The organism is Mycobacterium sp. 1164985.4, from assembly GCF_001668575.1.
Classification (GTDB): Bacteria; Actinomycetota; Actinomycetes; order Mycobacteriales; family Mycobacteriaceae; genus Mycobacterium.
In genome coordinates, this window is record NZ_LZMD01000027.1 from 1 (window position 1) to 16,332 (window position 16,332).

The following is a 16,332-nucleotide window of genomic DNA, read 5'->3' on the forward strand; positions in this document are numbered from 1 at the left end:
AGGCGGGCGGGCAGGCTCGGCGACGGCTTCCAGCCGCTCGGCGTCGGCGGGGCCCAACTGGCCGAACTGGTCGCCGTGATGCGCGAGGAGGCCGAGCGGTGTGGGCGCGATCCCGACGCGCTGGAGCTCTCGCTCGGACACCTCGTCACCAAGGTCGACGGCGACCGGGCGGCCAAGCTCGAGGCGCTCGGCGCCGACCGGCTGATCCTGGCCATGCCTCCGACGACCGCTCTCGACGAAGCCCGCGACGCGCTGTCGGCGTGCGCGCAGCGGCTGGGGCTGGCGTCGTGATGCTGCGCACCGCCGACCGGCTGGCCTTGGCCGACCTCGTGCACATCTACGCCTCCGCGGTCGATGACCGCCGGTTCGACGACGTCGCCGAGCTGTTCACCGAGAACGCCGAACTGCGGCTACCCGAGCCTCCGCGATCGTTGGAGCCCGTGCGCAACCACCACGGCCGCGACGGTGTCCGTGCGGCGATGGCCTCGCTGGCCGCCGTGACCAGGACCGAACATGCGATCGTCGGCGAGGTGTACGCCGCGGCCGACGAACGCGATTATGCGCTCGGCCGGATCACCTGCATCGCCCATCACTGGACGATCAGCGACGGTCAACCCTCGGATCTCGTATGGCACCTGCGCTACGACGACGAATATCTGCGCACGCGGGCGGGCTGGCGCATCCACGGCCGCGCGCTGACCATCAATGCGATCGAGACTCGGCCAGTTCGTCGTCTGCGATTACCTCCATCAGACGGTCCACCAGGATCCGCTGACCCTTCAACAGCTTGGACCGAGCCTGTGCCGCGGAAAACCAACCGGCCCGGTCGATTTCGGGAAACTCCTTGATCGTGCCGGAATGCTTCGGCCACTCCAGGGTGAACGTGTTGGAGAACGTGCCGTCGAGGTCGAGGTCGCCGCGCACCGCGAACGCGGTGATGATCTTGCCGCTGGGCTGCTTGACGGGCGCGAACTCGATGCGCGGACCGCTCGGCGGCGGCTTACCCAGCTCCTCTTCGAATTCTCGGCACGCGACGGTCCACGGGTCTTCGCCCTCGTCGTACTCGCCCTTGGGGATCGACCACGCTCCCTCGTCCTTGTGCGCCCAGAACGGCCCGCCGGGGTGGCCGATGAGAACCTCGACCACCCCGCCGGTCACCCGGTAGACCAACAGCCCCGCGCTGAGCTTCGGCACTCCCCCATCCTCTCCATCCGCGGGCGGTCACCCGCGGAACGAGAAAACATCAGTACTTGCGGTCACCCTCGCTGCTGTCGAAGAAGTCCCAGTCCCCGTCGTCGTTCTTGACCTCCATGCGCCACCCGAGTTCGGGCTCGGCTTTCTGGTCGACGAACCAGGCGTGGGCGTCGTCAGCGCTCTCGATGTCCTTGGAGTCGACGACCTCGCCTTTGGGATTCAACACGCGATACGTAGCCATGCCGCTACAGTTCCCCGGATCACCGGGTTTGAATCAGCCCGGTTTAGGCATCGGAATGCCCTCGCTCGCCGAGAACTGGGCGTCTTCCTGCGACGACAGGCCGAACGAGACCACCGACCGGTCGAAGGCCAGATCGGTCAGGTACGCCAGGGCCACCGCCCAGCGGTTGACGAAGCGCGGGATCGCGTACACGTGGTAGGCGCGGGTCACGACCTTGGCGGGGAAGCCCGACAGCTGGATGTTGAGCGGATTCGCCACGGCCTTGCGCGGGCCGAGATCGACCACCAACCCCATGTTGCGGTGCTTGTACCGCTTCGGCTTGCCGATGCCGAGGCTCGCCGCGACGTTGCGCGCCAACACCTTTCCCTGCCGGGTGGCGTGCTGTGCGGTCGGCGGGGTGATCTTGCCTGGCTGGGTGACGTCGGGCACCGCGGCGGCGTCACCGGCGGCGAAGACACCGGGATGCCCCGGTACCTCGAGCTCGGTGTTCACCTTCAGCCGGCCCCGCTCGGTCGGCAGGCCCAACTTCTCGATCAGCGGCGCACCCGTCACCCCGGCCACCCATGCCACGGTGTGGGTTCGGACCAGCGAATCATCGCTGAGCACAACGTGTTCGGGGTGCACCTCCTTGAGCGTGACCCCGAGCCGCACATCGATGCCGCGGGCCTTGAGCACGCGCTGGGCGGCGGCACCCAGCTTCTCCCCGACCTCGGGCATCACCTGCTCGGCGAGGTCGAGCAGTAGGAACTTCACCTCGCTCGGGTCGAAGCCCATCTGCTTGGCGGCCGAATCGGCCAGCGCCCGCAGCTGCACCGCGAGCTCCGTCCCCGAGTAGGACGCGCCGACCACGACGATCGTGCGCCGCGCCTGGCGCCGCCCAGGGTCGTCGTCGACATCGGCCAGTTCGAGCTGCTCGAGTAGGTGGTCGCGCAGGTACAGCGCCTCGGCCGTCGACTTGAGGCCTCGGGCGTGCTCGGCGAGGCCGGGCACATCGAACAGCCGGGTGACCGAACCCGGCGTCAGCACCAGCCGGTCCCACGGCAGCGCTCGCGACCGTTCCTCGGGGTCGGTGTAGGTGACGGTGCGCTGGGCGAAGTCGACCTCGTCGACGCGGCCGCGGATCGCCTGCACCCCGCGCAACGCGTTGGCCAGCGGAATCGCGACGAAACGGGCATCGACCAGACCGCCCGCGACGTCCGGCAGCAGCGGGGTGTACAGCATGTAGTCGACGGGCGAGATGATCGAGATCTCGACGTCGGAGCCTTGTCTGCGGAACTTTCGGGCCAGTGTGCGCGCGCATTCGAATCCGGTGAACCCGCTGCCGACGATTACCACGGAGGTCATGAGCCCGACTGTACGGAACCGGCCCGGACGGGAATGCTGGAGGCATGTCGCGCCCGGAACCCCTGCGCCGATTCGATCCCTTCAGGCCCATCGACATGCTGACGGCGTTGTGGTCGTCGGCGGCGGTGACGCCGGTCAGCACCGGGGCGGCCGCGGCGTACCGCACGCTGTTCATGACGGTCCGCCGCCTCGTGGTCGGCAGGCGCCTCAGCGTCAGGCTCGACGAGGGCGACCTGCGGCTGACGGTCACCGAGTTCGACTCGCGCCTCGACGTCCGGGGGTTGTCGGTCGGCCAACTCAACGACGTGCGGCTGGCGGCCCGCGACATCCGGTGGAACGGTGCGCAGTTCGACCACGCGACCGCGGTGCTGCACAACGTCCACATCCGGCCCACCGCTCCCCCGGTCCTGGTCGCCGCGCCGGTCGAGCTGACGCTGGAGGTGCCGGCGCCTGTGCTCGACGACGTGTTCCGCTGGGCGGCGCCCAGACTCTCGGGCGCGATCGGCGCCGATGGTGTCGCACGACTGAGGCTGGCGCGCCGCCCCGGCGCCGGCCATGTCGAGGTCGACGCCCGCTTGGACGGGTCGACGCTCTGGCTGAAGCCGCGCTGCCTCACCTTCGGTCGCACGCGGTGCCCGCTGCCGGCCCGTACTCCCGCCTATCCGGTCCGCCTGCCCGAACTACCGCACGGCGTGCGACTCACCGAAATCAGTTTCGCGCCAGGGGTTGTCAGGCTGTCGGCGTCGGTGGCGGAGTGGCGGATGGACCTTCCCCTCACGCGGCTCGAGGACATCCTCGGTCAGTTGAGTGCGGTGGGCCGCCCGCTACAGTTGAACCGGTTGGGCCGCTTGCTCTGACGTTCCGCTGCGAGCGAACAACTCTGTGCCGCTTGAAAACTGCCAACCATGAGCAACTTCCTGCCAGGGAATTAAAACGGTAGGTCGGCCGTTGCCCGTGATGAGCCGACGCGAATGCGTTCGAAGCTGAAATGGCCTCTCGGAAAACGCATTAAACGGCTCGAGGACAGCAGAAAGAGGCACGGATATGAGAAGGACACCTATCGCGGCCGTCGCGAGCGGACTGGCCGCCGCCCTGATCGGGCTGGCCGCACCTGTTGCCGCCGCACCGACGGGGCCGTCGAACGCGCAGGACACCATCAACCAGCTGAGGTCCGAGGGTTACACCGTCATTGTGACCCAGGTCGGCACCGCCCCGCTCAGCGAGGCCCAGGTGGTCGCGGTCCGCAAGGGCCCCAGCCATACCAAAATCGACGCGGGCTCGCCGGTGATCGGCAGCAGCCACAACTACACCACCTATGAGGAACGCACGGTCTACGTAGACGTCAAGTAGCCGGTCCTGCGACAGGCACGAGAGGGGCACCCGCGCCGGGTGCCCCTCTTCGCGTATGGGCACAATCCTCGCTGTGGCCGAACTCGCCCGCTATCAGGACGGGCCCGCGTGCGTCGTCATCTCGTCGGACGGCGCCGATCTGGTGTTTCGCACCGACTATCACCAGGGCGGTCGGTCGAACGTCACCGAATCGCGCATGCGGGTCGCGGATTTCGTCACCCGCGGCGAAGGTCCATGGCCCTGGTACGACCTGGGCCCGCGACGCACCGGCGCACTGCAGGTGCTGGCCGCACTGGGCGTCGAACCTCCCGCATGGACCGAGGCGTTGCGCCCGGACGTCCTGGACCTGTTCCGCCGGGCCCAGCGCGGCGACTCGGCGGTGATCGAACTGCTCGCGATGGGCGCGGACCCCGATCCGGTGGACGCGTGCGGCGCGTCTCCGCTGTGGTATGCGGTGCGCTCGCCGGGTTCGGGTATCGCGGTGGCGCTGATCGATGCGGGCGCGGACGCGGGCCGCCGCATCGACCTGTCGGCGCGTGGCGAGCGCTACACCACGATCCTGCACGAGATCGTGCGGGAGGGCCGCACCGTGGCGCTGAACCACGCCTTGGTCAACGGCGCGCCTCCGATGCTGATCGACTCCGACGGTGCGACGCCGATGCACGTCGTCGGCGGCGACGGCGACAACGTCAACCCGGAGATCGTGCGCGCCCTGGCGCGGGCCGGTGCGGCGGTCGACGCCGCGATGCCTGACGGCACCCAACCCGTCGACCGGGCCACGCGCCTCCTGCTGCCACGCACCGTCGCGGCGCTCGTCGAGCTCGGCGCCGACCCCGCGCGCGGCCTGGACACCCTGCTGACGTGGTGGGTCACGGCGGCGGTGAGGTTCGACGCACACAAGGCCGGCGCCGCCGCCGAGGTCGCCGAGGTGTTGCGCGCCGGCGGCGCCCGGGTGACCGAACGACACCGGGAACTCGCGGCGAGCGCCGGCGCCGAACAGGTGATCGCGGCCCTGCGTCATTAGAGTGCGGAAGCGTGGTTCGCTACACCCGCTACGTCGCGATCGGCGACAGCCAGACCGAGGGGCTCTGGGACGTCGACGATTCCGGTGAACTCGTCGGATTCGCCGACCGCCTCGCCGCGATGCTCGACACCCACCACCCTGGCCTGGCGTACGCCAACCTCGCGGTGCGGGGACGGCGGATTCGCGACGTGCTCGACGACCAGTTGCCGCAGGCGTTGGCCATGCGGCCGGACCTCGTCACCGTGTGCATCGGGATGAACGACGTCACCCGTCCGGGGCGGCACTTCCCGCAGGCGCTCGCGGAATTGGAGGAGCTGTACGACAGGCTCGCCGACTCGGGCGCCACCGTCGTGACGACCACCTTTCCGGACCTGGCCCGGATCCTGCCGATCGGGCGGGTGATCGCCGGCCGGGTGGAGCGGATCAACGCCGCGATCCGGGCGGCGACCGACCGGCACGGATTCCGGCTGGTCGACCTGTTCGCGGCGCCGTCGATGACCGATGTGGACACCTGGAGCGACGACCGCGTGCACGGTTCGCCCAAGGGACATGTTCTGTTCGCGGCCGCCGCGGCCGAGGCGCTGGGATTTCCCGGAAGCAACCGCGACTGGACGCTGTCGTCGGATTCTGCGCGTCGGCCCCCGCTGCGGTCGCAGGCCTACGCCCAGCTGCTGTGGACGCAGAACATGCTGCTGCCGTGGCTCTGGCGGCATCTTCGGGGCCGCTCGACCGGAGACGGCCTCGGACCGAAACGCCCGCGGTTGCAGAGTGTGGCGGCCTAGATACCGAGGAACGGCAGCGGGATCGGTGACCGTCCGTCGGCGATCGAGGACACCATCGCGGGGCAGAACATCGAGATCGCGATGCCGGTGAACATGGTCGCCGGTCCCAGGGACATACCGCCCATGTCGGCGACCTTGGCGGCGACGTCGGCGGCGTTCTGGCCCGGGTCGGCCAACATCGGGCACACCTGCTGACCGACGGCGGCCGCGCTGCTCGGATCGCTCATGACGACCCCGGCCTCGGTCACCGCGTTGAGGAACGCGTCGTCGACGGGGTCTGCCTGGGCGGGCGCGGCGACGACGGCCGCCGCGGCGAGGAGTCCGGTGGTCAGCGCGAGCGCCGACACGGGTTTGCTAAGCACCCGGGAATCCTACGCTGCGGGCCCCTCAGACGCCCGTCCAGGCGGTGTCGATGGTGGACCCGACGTCGATGACCTTGGCCTTCTGCGAGGCCGGACTGTCGATCTCCCCCGCAACGTGCGCGGCGATGAACCGCCGGATCTCGGCGTCGATGCCGCCGAGGATGCGGACCAACTCGCCGCGCAGCGATTTCGACGTCACATGGATGGAGATATCGGAGGCCCGCGGCTTCTCGACGTCGAGAATCAGCAGCAGCGGTTCGGCGGCCCGTGCGGTGGCGCGCAGGGCGATCTCGCCGAACACCATGAACTTCGGCTTGTCGATGCGCAGATCGACCATCATGTCGATCTCCAGCGGGATGCGGATGGCGAAAGTGATCATCGGCCCGACGTGGCGGGTCAGGCGCGGTTTCTGGATCCGAACCCTGGCGGTGACCTTCGCGATCTTGCCCGGGCCCTGAGCGATGGGCCCCATCTCGAACTCGTCACCCGCGATGTCGGCGATGGCATCACCGACGCGGTCCTCGGTCACGGCGACCTCGAAGAATCTGCGACCGAATTCCTCGTAGGTGATCTCGGTGATCTCGTCGTCGGCAGGCATGGTGCTCATACCGTCTCACGTGCCCTCTGCGCGCCGCACGCGACGCGACTGCCGCGACCGAATCGAGACACCTCGTGTAAGCCTCTCGCGATGTTTCCGCGACCGTTCCGCGATCCCGTGTGCGGCCGATCAGCGACCGTCGTTGCTGCGCGCCTCGGCCCCGCTCTCCTCCGCGTCGATCGCGTCGTCGGAGGACGTCTCGCCCACGTAGGTGCCGTCGTCGCCGCCGCCGTCCTTGCCGGCCCGGGAGGCCGCGACGTGGTCGTCGTCGGTGACGCCCTCTTCGCTGTCGTCGTCATCACGCGGAGTCATGCGGCCGGATTACCCGCGGCGGGTGTGGCCAAACGGGTGCTCGACGGTCGACGGGCCGGGACCACCTTGAGCGCCAGCAGCCCGAGCAGCGCGACGACCAGGGCGGGCACCCCGTACAGCACCACCCCCATGGCCAGCGTCGAGGCCGAGCCGCTCATCGCGGCGGCCACCACAAAGACCGAGAACACCCAGCTGACGATCATGGCGATGCCCATGACCACGACCGCGACGGCCACGCTGCGGGCTGGCCCGTAGTGCCGGTAGCCGGTGACGATCAGCACCGCGACGGTCGGTACCCCCATGATCGCGGCGGCCGTCCATGTCCCGTCGAGTGTCGCGAGGTGGCCCATGGCGGGCAGGATCAGGCAGGACGCCAGGACCGCGGCCACCACTACACCCGCGGTCGCGATCTCGCGTGAATCAGTGTGTCGCATAGTTGCCGGGTTGCCCCCGCTCGTTGGGGCGAAACGTTTCGGTGGTTCAGCCCCCGGTCGCGGCGTAGTAGCGGATTCGCCTGATCGCGAACGGCTTCGCCGCAACATCGGCGATGAGTACATCGCGCGCGCCTGCGGCTTCGACGCCGCAGACCAGGCTGTGGCCGGCGGCGATCAGTTTGCGCGAACGGGCGCCGGTCAGCCGGGACAGCAGTTCGGTGCTGGCCATCGGGGCATGGTCACCGGCGGTGATCCTCGTGCCGCCACTCAACCAGCGACGCACCCCGACCTCGTCACCGGTGTGGGCGGCGGCGAGGAACTCGTCGAAGCGTCGCTTGCCGGCCGGGCCGACCCCGCGAAAGCCGCCGAGGAAGCCGAGCGCACCGACCACCCCCTGGTTGATCAGCAGTCCCCGAGACAGCTGGAGCCCGGCGGGTACCGCGCGGACTCCACCCTTGAGAAACTGCCCGACCATGGTCGGAAGCTCCCAATAAGCCGACAGCTCAGCGATTTTCAGCTCTCCCGCATCATCCTCGAGGTGGTAGCGCAGATAGGTCGGGATCCGCAGGGTCAGCCCCGCCGCCATCTGCACTTCGAGTTCCAGATCGCGGATCACGGTGGCGCCGACGACGATGTCGACGTCACGATGGAAGGCGATGTCGCGCGGGCCGACGAACGTGTCGTAGAAGCGCATGAGCGCGGTGGTGCCGCGGTGCGGTTGCGAACCGACCGGGTCTTCGACGACGCCGTCGAAGGTGAAGGCACCCACCCAGGCGTCGCGGTCGTGCACCGCGACGGCGGCCGGGGACCGCTCGACCGCGGCCAGCGCGTCCGCCGGTGAGATGGCCATACAGGTTGCCTACCACCTCGCGATCGCTTCAGTCGACTACTTCCCCACCGGCGGGCACACTGGATTTATTGCCCCGCAGAGGTGTGCCGGGCGCCGAGGAGGAACAGCATGAGCAGCAATGGCCCGTTCGGGTTCGACCCGGAGGAATTCGACCGCGTCGTCCGCGAGGCGGGTGAGGGGTTGCGCGATGCGCTCGACGGCCTCGGCAGGTTCTTCAGCACCTCGGGAGAGCGCGCCGGGTGGGCCAACCTGGTCGACGAGTTCACCCGCTCGTCGCGGCCGCGGCGCGAACCGGAGACCACGGGGGAGACCGGTGACGGGGTGTGGGCGATCTACACGGTGGACGCCGACGGCGGTGCCCACATCGAGCAGGTCTATCCGACGGAGCTGGACGCGCTGCGGGCGAACAAGAACAACACCGACCCTTCGCGCAAGGTGCGGTTCCTGCCGTACGGCATCGCGGTCAGCGTGCTCGACGCAAACCACACGGATCCGGCCCCGGACCCCCCGGCGTCCGACGAGGGTTAGTTCTCGAAGCGGCGTCGGATACCCGCGAGCATCTCGCGATGCGCGCTCGTCGCCTCGCGGACGGTGAATGCCGCCAAGGGGCGAGGGGCGTCGACCGTGATGTGTTCGGTCACTCGAGTGCCGGCGTCGGTCGCAACGAACTCGACTCTCGTGCGCAGGCGCACGCCGGGGAATTGCCGCGCCTCCGCCGTCACGTCTCCGGCCGGAGGAACGCTCAAGCGCGCCCGGTACGCCGTGCGCATCGTGAACGGCCCCATCCGGATTCGGTCGACGATTCGGTAATCCTGTTGATAGCCCTGCACGTACGGCGTGCGGCCCGCTGACCGCACCGATACGACGAGCGGGTGTATCGCGGAGAGGTTGTCGAAGTCGACGTAGAAGGCGCGGACGTCTGCGGGCGGTGCGGGTATGTCCTCGGACAGGCTCCGGTGCGTGGAGGACATCAGCCAGGTGGGCCGATCACGTTGCACCGCTTCACCGTTCGTTGGCAGGCTGGGCCTCCAGGACTCGCTGGACATCGGGTTTCATCTGTAGTAGCTGCTGGCCCGCGTAACCCCAGCTGTGGATGCCTTCGGGGAAGTTGAAGACACCGTTGCTTCCGCCGGCGGCGATGTAGGCGTCGACGAAGGCCCGGTTGGAGTCGATCGCGAAACCCTCGAGAAAGCCCAGCCCGGCGATGGGTGCGTCGGGGCTGGCGAGCGCGGGGTTGGTGAGTGTGCCGTTGCCGCAGTAGATCCAGACGCGGGTGCCGTTGGCGGCGAGCCGGCCTGCCTGCACGGTGGGGTCGTTGCGGGCCCATGCCGGATCGCCGGGCGGTCCCCACATCGCGGTGGGGTCGAAGCCGCCGTTCCACATCTGAGCCACCCTGACCTGGCCCGGTCCGTTCGGCGCCGACAGGTTCAGGAAGCCCGAAAGCGATCCGGCGTAGCTGAACAGCTGTGGGTGGTAGGCCGCCAATATCAACGCCGCCGAACCGCCCATCGAGAAGCCCACCACCGCGTTTCGCGTCGGCCGTACCCCCTTGTTGGCGGCCAGCCATGCCGGCAGCTCCTGGCCCAGGAAGGTCTCCCACTTGTAGGTGTAGGTCCCGCCGTTGCCGACCGCCGGTGCATACCAGTCGGAGTAGAAGCTCGACTTGCCGCCGACGGGCATCACCACGGAGATGCCCGAGCCGTTGTACCAGTCGAAGGCCTGGGTGTTGATGTCCCACCCGTTGAGATCGTCGCCGGCCTCCATGCTGTCGAGCAGATAAAGCGCGGGTGAGTCGGTACCGGCGGAGAGGAATTCGACGCGCACGGTGCGGTTCATCGCCGCCGACGGCACTTCCAGCTGTTCAATGGGCAGGTTCGGGCTCGAAAAGGCCTGTGCGACAGGGCTTGACCCTCCCCCGACCAGCGCGGGCAGCAGCGCGGCGGCCGCGGTGGCGGCGCCCCATCGCGTCATCCGTTTCCACGACGGCCATTTGATACGCGACATCGGCGACCTCCCTCGTCCCTGACCGGACGATACGCCCCGAAACCGCCTCACCAGCGGTTTTCGCAACAATGCACCCAGCGGAGGTCGAGGGGCGGAGGTCCTGCGGACCACATCGAGTCTGCGGGCGTTCGATCGCGCGCCCATTTCAGAGGTCTTCTTTGTTATGTTTGCACTAATAGCGACCTTAGCGGGCACGCGGTGTGGCCATGACGTGGCTCGCGGGCCGAATTGGTTCGTCGACGAGGAGGCACCGTCGTGAGATCGCTGACGTACGAACGGCTTTTCATCGGTGGTCAATGGGAGTCGCCGGCCACCGAGGAACGTATCGCGGTCATATCGCCGCATACCGAAGAGCAGATCGGCGTGACTCCGGGGGCCGCACCCGAGGACGTCGACCGTGCCGTTGCGGCCGCGCGAAAGGCGTTCGACGAGGGCCCGTGGCCGCGAATGAGCGTCGAAGAGCGCATGGACAAGATCGACAAGCTCGCGGCGGTCTACGCCGCCGAGACCGACGAGATGGCCGACCTCATCACCGCCGAGATGGGCTCGCCGCGCAGCTTCAGCAGGTTGGGGCAGGCGACCGGTGCGCTCGCCCAGATGCATCTGATCTCGGCCACCGCGCGGGACTTTCCCTGGATCGAGCGGCGGCCCGGCCTGTTCGGTGACGTCCAGATCCGGCGTGCCCCGGTCGGTGTCGTCGGCGCGATCGTGCCGTGGAACGTCCCCCAGTTCCTGATCATGCCCAAGATGATTCCCGCGCTCATCGCGGGCTGCACCGTCGTGGTGAAGCCAGCGCCCGAGACACCCATCGACGCGATGTGGCTGGCGGAGATGATCGAAGAGGTCGATCTGCCCGAGGGCGTCGTCTCCATCCTCCCGGGCGGCCGCGACACCGGTGAGCGACTTGTACGCCACCCGGGTGTGGACAAGATCTCCTTCACCGGCTCGTCGGCCACCGGACGGCACATCGCCGCCGTGTGCGGGGAGCAGCTCAAACGCGTCAGCCTCGAGTTGGGCGGTAAGTCGGCGGCCATCATCCTCGACGACGCCGACATCGAGCGCACCGTAGGGCATCTGAAGACCGCCAGCCTGATGAACAACGGACAGGCGTGCGTCGCGCAGACGCGGATCCTGGTGAGCGACCGCCGCCACGACGAGGTGGTGGATGCTCTGGCCGCGATGATGTCGGGCCTTCAGGTCGGCGATCCGGCCGACGAGGCCACCGACATCGGCCCACTGGTGGCGCAGCGCCAGCAACAGCGGGTGCAGGGCTACATCGAGGCCGGACTGGCCGACGGGGCGCGAAAGGTGCTGGGCGGCACGGACAAACCGTTCGACCGCGGATGGTATGTCCAGCCGACGCTGTTCGCCGACGCGACCAACGACATGCGCATCGCCCGTGAGGAGATCTTCGGGCCCGTGCTGACCGTGCTCAAATACTCCGACGAGCGCGACGCGATCCGCATCGCCAACGACAGCGAGTACGGATTGGCGGGCTCGGTCTGGACGGCCGACGTGGCGCACGGTCTGGAGGTGGCCGCCGAGATCCGCACCGGCACCTACGGAATCAACATGTACACCCTCGACACGACGATGCCGTTCGGCGGGTTCAAGCAGTCCGGCATCGGTCGCGAGTTCGGCACCGAGGGACTCTCCGAGTACGTCGAGTTGCAGACGACCGTCAGCGCGGACAGGCTGCCGGACTTAACCTGACAGATCGAGCGTGACCTCGGCGGGGCAGCACAGCTCACCGCGCTGATTCGACACCGCGACCGTCAGATCCACCAGGCGGCCGTCGCGCTTGGCCACGACGCGGCCGCGGCCCACCATCGAATCGCCGGCGTAGATCGATCCGAGAAGGGTGATCTTGCGCCGCACCACGCGTGCGCACGGGCCGGCCCAGTCCGTGGCGACGCGGTCGACGAATCCGGCCACGTGCATGGTGTTGACGAAGATCGTCGGATGCCCGTGTTGGCGGGCGTAACGCGGATCGTAATGTGCGGGAAAGTAATCCCACGTAGCGCCTGCATTCATCACGACGCGTTCATAGTCGATGTCGTCCACCACCTCGGGCAGGTCCGTCGGCACCGTGACCTGCTCCCAACGCAGGCGCGGGGCCGCCCTCACCCCTGCTCCCCGGGAGTGAACCGGAACAAGGTGTTGCGGTTGACCGCGACCAGGGTTCCGTCGTCGCGGCGGAATTCGTCGCACGTCTCGACGAAGTGTCCGACCCCGAGGCGGGTGCGTTTCTGCGGGGAGACCGAAGCGACTTCCTCAACGACGTTCAATCGGTCACCTTCGACGATGGTGCAGGGGAATTCGGCCTCATTGGCGGCGTTGATGAACGTCGTTCCGGGCAGCGGCACGCGCAACGCAATCGCGGCGACGGGCGGTTGACCGTTCGGCTGCCACGGTGGTGGGATCAGCCAACCCATCAGCAGTCCCGGTGGCGCGAGCAAACCACCCCACTGGTGTCGGGCGAAGTCCTCGTCCCAGTAGGACGGATTCGAGTCGTGGACCACGGCGGCAAAGTGCCGGATGCGGGAGGCGCTCACCGCGGTGCCCGCGTATCTCGGCTCCGTGCGTGTGCCCACCATCTGCAGCGCGTCGGCGTATGTGCCGTACGCGACCTCGAAGCGGACGGGTCCGGTCACCCCGGTAGCGCGCTCTCACGAGGAACCGCATCCCAGGCCAGTCGGCGGGAGGCGAAGTACCAACCCCCACGCTCGTAGACAAGACGGTCCGTGTAGCTGCCCGCGGCCTCGAGTTGGTTGTCGCGTAACAGCAGCGCGACGCAGTGCTGCGTCGCGTCGACGCCGTCGACGGCGATGTCGTGATCGACGGTCACCAACCGGCGCCCGTCGCCGCCGTGAAAGGCGTCGGCGAGATTGGTGAACGACGTCTCGCCCTCGGTGTATGTCGCTCCGGAATGCCGGAACGTGGCGAGCCAACCGGCCAGGTCGCCACTCGTGAACAACCGGTTGTGCCTGGCGCCGAGGTTGAGGATCGCCGCCCGCCCGGCCAGTCCGTCGAGCACATACTGCTCTTGGTAGCTCAAAGGCATCGTGACTCCTTCACCGATTCAGCAGGTAGCCGTTGGCTTCTCGATCCCACGACGCGGAGCTCAGGCCGCGCTGGCGCAGGAGGTCTTTGCGAATCCGCCCGATGACGGTCTTCGGGATCTCGTCGAGCACCTCGAGATACCGCGGCACACAGAAGTACGGCATGCGTGCGGCGCAGAAGTCGAGCAGCTCGCAGAAGTCGATCGTCGCACCGGGGCGCAGGGTCACCACGACGAGGATGTCGTCCTCACCCAGCTCGCTGGGCACCGCGACCGCGGCGGCCTCGGCGACCGCCGGGTGTTGTGCGACGGTCTGCTCGACCTCCACCGACGACACGTTCTCTCCGCGCCTGCGCAACGAGTCCTTGGCGCGGTCGACAAAGGTCAGGTTCTGGTCGTGGTCGAGGAAACCCAGGTCTCCGGTCCGGAACCACTCCGGGTGGGGGTCGATCGGCAGCCCGCGGTGCCCAGGCGCGGACGACACATACCCCTCGCTCATGACATGCGCAGTCCGCGGCCGGCACGCGATCTCACCTGTCACACCAGCGGCCACGGGACGACCGTCCCCGTCGACGATGCGCACCTCGAAGGCCGGGTTGACTTGTCCTGACGTACCCGGCACGCCGTCGTCCGAAACCGCCTTGTAGGCGATCGGGAACGCCTCGGTCAGTCCGTACATCGTCACCACGCGGCAGCGGTACCGCTCCTCGATCGCGCGGTACAGCTCGGCCGGAATGGGTGCGGCGGAGACGAATCGGATACCGAGCCGGCCGTCGCGGTGTGTCGGAGGCAGGTTCCACAACATCGACACCATCGCGCCAGCGCCGACGAACCCCGCTGCGCCACAAGCACTTAACTCGTTCCACACGTCTGCGGGGTGGAATGCGCTCGCCAGCACGCTGGTCCCGCCGACGAGCATCGGCGCCAGGACCGTCGGCGCCGCGCTGAGGTGGAACAACGGCATCGCCGTCCAGATCACGTCGCCCAGGCCGTACGCCCACGCCGACGCCGCGGTGGCCGCCGCGACGAACAGGTAGTGCCACGTCGTCGCGACCGCCTTCGAAGGACCGGTGGTGCCGGAGGTGAAGAACAGCGCGCCGACCTCGTCGGCGTCGGTGTCCACCGACGGGACAGTGCGGGGCTGCGCGGCGCTCAGATCCGCGGCAACCGAATCATCGAGCAGGAGGGTCGCCGCCGGAGAGTCGAGCCGCTCGGCGACCTCGGTCAGCCGCTCGCGCCTCTCATCGTCGGTCACCACGAGCTTCGCCCGCGACACGTTGAGCGCGCCGGCCAGAAAGTCGCCCTTGTTGGCCGCGTTGACCGCCGCGCTCACCGCGCCGAGGCGGGCTGCGCCGAGCCAGAAATACACCCATTGGGCGCACGTGCCCGCGAACAGCACCACCGTGTCGCCCCGGCCGATGCCGCGGTCGGCCAGCATCGCCGCGGCTGCGCAGGACCGGTCGCGCATCTCGGCGAAGGTGATCGGCGTGCCGTCGATCACCAGCATGGTGCGGTCGCCGAACTGTCCAGCACGTCGATCGAGAACCGATGCGACCGTGAAGCGCTCGACGCCGAACGTGGCCGGCTCGACGCGCCACGGTCGATCCTGCGGCATCAAGCGTCCGCGGCGGAGGGATCGGGCTCGCCGGCGGCGGTGTAGCCGAAGTTGGTCGGCGCCGGTTCGGCGCCGGGATAGAAGCGGTGTGCCCAGCGTCGCAGCGCGGCGTAGTCACGGGCCTCCTCCGGCGCGAGGTTGGGCTTCTCCAGGTATTTCATGTTCTCCCAGGTGAAGAAGTCCTGCTTGATGACCTCCTGCTGCAACTGCAAGAACTTCGCGGCCCGGCCGGTCGGCTTGTCACCGCGGTCGCCGGGTTCGCGGATCGACGCCTGGGTGTAGAAGTAGTCGGTGTAGTCCTCGTCGACCGGCGTCTGGCCCGTCACCTGAACGGTGGCGACCAACTCCGAGGGGAAGCGCACCACGCCGAGGCCCAGCGAGTAATTGTCGTAGATGATCTTCGCGTCGACGGGCCCGTTGGGGGTGAGCCACGTCTTCGCCCGTCCGCCACCGAAATTCGCGTTCACCGTCGCGTGCAGGTGGTAACCCGACACTTCGAACGACGCCGTGTTGGCCGGGTTCGCGGCCTTGTGCACATACTGCACGTGGTACGGGTCCGCCGCGTTCTCGATGATCATCTGAGCGTGCACCTTGACCCGGTTGACCATCCGGGTGTGCGGGTGCAGCGGGTAGTACTCGTCTGTCTCGAGTTCGGGCAGCACCGGCGGCTGCCAGTACGGGGCGCGCCCGTGCCGCTCATGCCAGACCAGGATGAAGCCGTACCACTCGGTGCTGGGGTACCGCTTGATCCGCACGTTCTGTTTGCAGCCGATCTTGCTGTACGGGATCAGGGCGTTGGTGCCCTCGCCGGTCCAGTGCCAACCGTGCCACGGGCAGACGATGTGCTCACCCTCGACAGTGCCGCCGACGCCCATGTTCGCGCCCAGGTGTTGACAATAGGCGTCGAGCACGTTGACCCGGCCCGACCGGGTCCGGAAGATCACCAATTCCTCGCCGAAGTAGTGGGCCCGCTTGACCTGACCCGCGTCCAGTTCGGAGGAGAACCCGACGATGAACCAACCCGTCGGGAAGCGGTACTTCGACAGGCTGATACCGCCGGGCCCGAACTCGCGCTCCGACGGATCGAGGCCGGGATCGTCGACCATGTCCGTCATCGCAACTCCGTTCGCGCACGCACCAGCCGACGTCAGCGGCGCTGTC

The 16,332-nt window shown here is 68.3% G+C and carries 21 protein-coding genes and 2 pseudogenes; 8 read left to right on the forward strand and 15 right to left on the reverse strand.

Going from position 1 to position 16,332, the window contains the following annotated elements:
- Together A5650_RS03460 and A5650_RS27260 are read left to right on the forward strand one after the other, a co-directional pair.
- Positions 1–291 (forward strand): annotated as a pseudogene (locus A5650_RS03460) (LLM class F420-dependent oxidoreductase); the annotation flags it as partial.
- Positions 291–632: pseudogene (locus A5650_RS27260) on the forward strand (nuclear transport factor 2 family protein); the annotation flags it as partial. The pseudogenes A5650_RS03460 and A5650_RS27260, both read left to right, overlap by 1 nt.
- Positions 633–702: 70 nt before the next feature.
- Here A5650_RS27260 and A5650_RS03470 read toward each other — a convergent pair.
- Genes A5650_RS03470 through A5650_RS03480 form a run of 3 tightly spaced genes read right to left on the reverse strand, consistent with a single transcriptional unit; the run spans position 703 to position 2,779 of the window.
- Positions 703–1,194 carry an NUDIX hydrolase gene (locus tag A5650_RS03470; RefSeq protein ID WP_067286319.1) on the reverse strand — a complete coding sequence of 164 codons (492 nt, stop codon included), beginning with the start codon at positions 1,192–1,194 and terminating at the stop codon, positions 703–705.
- Between the two features lie 49 nt (positions 1,195–1,243).
- Positions 1,244–1,435: a hypothetical protein gene (locus A5650_RS03475; protein ID WP_067084514.1), complete on the reverse strand. Its 192-nt coding sequence runs from the start codon at positions 1,433–1,435 to the stop codon at positions 1,244–1,246.
- A 33-nt stretch (positions 1,436–1,468) separates the two neighbouring features.
- Positions 1,469–2,779 (reverse strand): NAD(P)/FAD-dependent oxidoreductase, encoded by a 1,311-nt coding sequence (locus A5650_RS03480; RefSeq protein ID WP_067286321.1) that lies wholly within the window; start codon positions 2,777–2,779, stop codon positions 1,469–1,471.
- A gap of 44 nt (positions 2,780–2,823) precedes the next feature.
- On the opposite strand from A5650_RS03480, the gene A5650_RS03485 reads away from it, so the two are divergent.
- From A5650_RS03485 to A5650_RS03500, 4 genes are all read left to right on the forward strand, one after another.
- Positions 2,824–3,636 (forward strand): hypothetical protein, encoded by an 813-nt coding sequence (locus A5650_RS03485; protein WP_067286323.1) that lies wholly within the window; start codon positions 2,824–2,826, stop codon positions 3,634–3,636.
- Positions 3,637–3,823: 187 nt separating this feature from the next.
- The gene (locus A5650_RS03490; protein ID WP_067286325.1) at positions 3,824–4,129 is read left to right on the forward strand and encodes a hypothetical protein; all 306 of its coding nucleotides are present in this window, start codon (positions 3,824–3,826) and stop codon (positions 4,127–4,129) included.
- Positions 4,130–4,202: 73 nt separating this feature from the next.
- Positions 4,203–5,153: an ankyrin repeat domain-containing protein gene (locus tag A5650_RS03495; protein ID WP_067286411.1), complete on the forward strand. Its 951-nt coding sequence runs from the start codon at positions 4,203–4,205 to the stop codon at positions 5,151–5,153.
- An 11-nt stretch (positions 5,154–5,164) separates the two neighbouring features.
- Positions 5,165–5,935 (forward strand): SGNH/GDSL hydrolase family protein, encoded by a 771-nt coding sequence (locus tag A5650_RS03500; RefSeq protein WP_067286328.1) that lies wholly within the window; start codon positions 5,165–5,167, stop codon positions 5,933–5,935.
- Here A5650_RS03500 and A5650_RS03505 read toward each other — a convergent pair.
- The 5 genes from A5650_RS03505 to A5650_RS03525 all read right to left on the reverse strand — a co-directional run bounded on the left by A5650_RS03505 (position 5,932) and on the right by A5650_RS03525 (position 8,491).
- On the reverse strand, positions 5,932–6,297 hold the full coding sequence (locus A5650_RS03505) for a DUF732 domain-containing protein (protein WP_067286330.1): 366 nt from the start codon (positions 6,295–6,297) through the stop codon (positions 5,932–5,934). The two genes, A5650_RS03500 and A5650_RS03505, sit on opposite strands and share 4 nt — an antisense overlap.
- 25 nt (positions 6,298–6,322) lie before the next feature.
- Positions 6,323–6,904, reverse strand: coding sequence for a hypothetical protein (locus tag A5650_RS03510; RefSeq protein WP_197500586.1), 582 nt, complete (start codon positions 6,902–6,904; stop codon positions 6,323–6,325).
- A 120-nt stretch (positions 6,905–7,024) separates the two neighbouring features.
- Complete coding sequence (locus A5650_RS03515; RefSeq protein WP_067286333.1) at positions 7,025–7,207, reverse strand: hypothetical protein; 183 nt, start codon at positions 7,205–7,207, stop codon at positions 7,025–7,027.
- On the reverse strand, positions 7,204–7,641 hold the full coding sequence (locus tag A5650_RS03520) for a hypothetical protein (protein WP_067286335.1): 438 nt from the start codon (positions 7,639–7,641) through the stop codon (positions 7,204–7,206). The genes A5650_RS03515 and A5650_RS03520 overlap by 4 nt, the downstream gene beginning before the upstream one ends.
- A 46-nt stretch (positions 7,642–7,687) precedes the next feature.
- The gene (locus tag A5650_RS03525) at positions 7,688–8,491 is read right to left on the reverse strand and encodes a nuclear transport factor 2 family protein (RefSeq protein WP_067286338.1); all 804 of its coding nucleotides are present in this window, start codon (positions 8,489–8,491) and stop codon (positions 7,688–7,690) included.
- A 108-nt stretch (positions 8,492–8,599) separates the two neighbouring features.
- Here A5650_RS03525 and A5650_RS03530 point away from each other — a divergent pair, with 108 nt between their 5' ends.
- A complete protein-coding gene (locus A5650_RS03530) occupies positions 8,600–9,019 on the forward strand; it encodes an Rv0313 family protein (protein WP_067286340.1) in 420 nt (139 codons plus the stop codon).
- On the opposite strand, the gene A5650_RS03535 is transcribed toward A5650_RS03530, so the two are convergent.
- Positions 9,016–9,462, reverse strand: coding sequence for an SRPBCC family protein (locus tag A5650_RS03535; protein WP_067286342.1), 447 nt, complete (start codon positions 9,460–9,462; stop codon positions 9,016–9,018). The genes A5650_RS03530 and A5650_RS03535 overlap by 4 nt on opposite strands.
- A gap of 31 nt (positions 9,463–9,493) precedes the next feature.
- Positions 9,494–10,495, reverse strand: a complete 1,002-nt coding sequence (locus A5650_RS03540; protein WP_067286345.1) for an esterase family protein — start codon at positions 10,493–10,495, stop codon at positions 9,494–9,496.
- Positions 10,496–10,750: 255 nt separating this feature from the next.
- Between A5650_RS03540 and A5650_RS03545 the strand changes: the two genes are divergently transcribed.
- Complete coding sequence (locus A5650_RS03545) at positions 10,751–12,208, forward strand: aldehyde dehydrogenase (protein WP_067286348.1); 1,458 nt, start codon at positions 10,751–10,753, stop codon at positions 12,206–12,208.
- On the opposite strand, the gene A5650_RS03550 is transcribed toward A5650_RS03545, so the two are convergent.
- Genes A5650_RS03550 through A5650_RS03570 form a run of 5 tightly spaced genes read right to left on the reverse strand, consistent with a single transcriptional unit; the run spans position 12,200 to position 16,286 of the window.
- Positions 12,200–12,622 (reverse strand): MaoC/PaaZ C-terminal domain-containing protein, encoded by a 423-nt coding sequence (locus tag A5650_RS03550; protein ID WP_231992520.1) that lies wholly within the window; start codon positions 12,620–12,622, stop codon positions 12,200–12,202. The genes A5650_RS03545 and A5650_RS03550 overlap by 9 nt on opposite strands.
- Positions 12,619–13,092, reverse strand: coding sequence for an FAS1-like dehydratase domain-containing protein (locus A5650_RS03555; protein ID WP_067286415.1), 474 nt, complete (start codon positions 13,090–13,092; stop codon positions 12,619–12,621). The genes A5650_RS03550 and A5650_RS03555 overlap by 4 nt, the downstream gene beginning before the upstream one ends.
- A 53-nt stretch (positions 13,093–13,145) precedes the next feature.
- Positions 13,146–13,559 carry a nuclear transport factor 2 family protein gene (locus A5650_RS03560; protein ID WP_067286350.1) on the reverse strand — a complete coding sequence of 138 codons (414 nt, stop codon included), beginning with the start codon at positions 13,557–13,559 and terminating at the stop codon, positions 13,146–13,148.
- 10 nt (positions 13,560–13,569) lie between these two features.
- Entirely contained in the window at positions 13,570–15,171 is a 1,602-nt protein-coding gene (locus A5650_RS03565) for an AMP-binding protein (protein ID WP_067286352.1), read from the reverse strand.
- Positions 15,171–16,286, reverse strand: coding sequence for an aromatic ring-hydroxylating oxygenase subunit alpha (locus tag A5650_RS03570; RefSeq protein WP_067286354.1), 1,116 nt, complete (start codon positions 16,284–16,286; stop codon positions 15,171–15,173). Before A5650_RS03570 ends, A5650_RS03565 begins: the two co-directional genes overlap by 1 nt.
- Between the last annotated feature and the right edge of the window lie 46 nt (positions 16,287–16,332).

Excerpts from the sequence above, each read along its gene's own strand:
- A5650_RS03475 (WP_067084514.1), bottom strand. The coding sequence starts at position 1,435 with ATGGCTACGTATCGCGTGTTGAATCCCAAAGGCGAGGTCGTCGACTCC.
- A5650_RS03480 (WP_067286321.1), bottom strand. The coding sequence starts at position 2,779 with ATGACCTCCGTGGTAATCGTCGGCAGCGGGTTCACCGGATTCGAATGC.
- A5650_RS03485 (WP_067286323.1), top strand. The coding sequence starts at position 2,824 with ATGTCGCGCCCGGAACCCCTGCGCCGATTCGATCCCTTCAGGCCCATC.
- A5650_RS03490 (WP_067286325.1), top strand. The coding sequence starts at position 3,824 with ATGAGAAGGACACCTATCGCGGCCGTCGCGAGCGGACTGGCCGCCGCC.
- A5650_RS03510 (WP_197500586.1), bottom strand. The coding sequence starts at position 6,904 with ATGAGCACCATGCCTGCCGACGACGAGATCACCGAGATCACCTACGAG.
- A5650_RS03515 (WP_067286333.1), bottom strand. The coding sequence starts at position 7,207 with ATGACTCCGCGTGATGACGACGACAGCGAAGAGGGCGTCACCGACGAC.
- A5650_RS03520 (WP_067286335.1), bottom strand. The coding sequence starts at position 7,641 with ATGCGACACACTGATTCACGCGAGATCGCGACCGCGGGTGTAGTGGTG.
- A5650_RS03525 (WP_067286338.1), bottom strand. The coding sequence starts at position 8,491 with ATGGCCATCTCACCGGCGGACGCGCTGGCCGCGGTCGAGCGGTCCCCG.
- A5650_RS03530 (WP_067286340.1), top strand. The coding sequence starts at position 8,600 with ATGAGCAGCAATGGCCCGTTCGGGTTCGACCCGGAGGAATTCGACCGC.
- A5650_RS03535 (WP_067286342.1), bottom strand. The coding sequence starts at position 9,462 with ATGTCCTCCACGCACCGGAGCCTGTCCGAGGACATACCCGCACCGCCC.
- A5650_RS03540 (WP_067286345.1), bottom strand. The coding sequence starts at position 10,495 with ATGTCGCGTATCAAATGGCCGTCGTGGAAACGGATGACGCGATGGGGC.
- A5650_RS03555 (WP_067286415.1), bottom strand. The coding sequence starts at position 13,092 with ATGGTGGGCACACGCACGGAGCCGAGATACGCGGGCACCGCGGTGAGC.
- A5650_RS03560 (WP_067286350.1), bottom strand. The coding sequence starts at position 13,559 with ATGCCTTTGAGCTACCAAGAGCAGTATGTGCTCGACGGACTGGCCGGG.
- A5650_RS03565 (WP_067286352.1), bottom strand. The coding sequence starts at position 15,171 with ATGCCGCAGGATCGACCGTGGCGCGTCGAGCCGGCCACGTTCGGCGTC.
- A5650_RS03570 (WP_067286354.1), bottom strand. The coding sequence starts at position 16,286 with ATGACGGACATGGTCGACGATCCCGGCCTCGATCCGTCGGAGCGCGAG.